The 553-nt window shown below is 70.3% G+C and carries 1 pseudogene; it reads right to left on the bottom strand.

Annotated features, from left to right (window positions below):
- A pseudogene (locus KUM32_RS43090) lies at window positions 1-553 on the bottom strand (serine protease); the annotation flags it as partial.

Below are 553 nucleotides of genomic sequence, written 5' to 3'. Positions count from 1 at the left end.
CGATCGCCACGTCCAGGCGCGAGGCGCCCTCGGCGACCGTGACCTGGCTGGTGTGCGTCTCGCCCTGCTTGATCGTGGGCCGCTCGGTGCGGGCGGAGCCCAGCGGGCCGCCCTGGAGCTTGCCGTCGATCGGGCCGAACCCGTTGCTGACCTTCCACTCCACCGGAGTGGCCTGGCCGACCTTCGCCTCCGCGAGGGTCTGCGTCTCGGGCGAGAAGGTGCTGCCCAGCGCGTTCACGGTGAGCTGGTACGGGTTGTCCAGGACCGGCGAGGTACGCCGCGACTCGACCTCGATCTCCCACACGCCCGGGATCGGGTTCGGGTAGGCGCGGCGGTCGGGCCGGCAGGTGTTGGCCGGGTTGTCGTAGTTCGGGTAGCAGGCGATCGACGAGGTCGAGTCGACCGGCACGCCGTACGGGTTGATCGCGACGAACCGGGTCTGGCTCTTGTCGCGCAGCCCGCCGAGCGCCACCTCAAGCGTCTTGGCGCCCTTGGGCACGTTCACGAAGTACGAGGTCGGCGCGTTGCGCTGGACCGAACCCGACTCCTTGAC

It is taken from the genome of Streptomyces sp. AC627_RSS907 (assembly GCF_019049165.1).
Note: the sequence above shows the minus strand (reverse complement) of the source record. Positions and strands in the feature narration are given on the sequence as shown.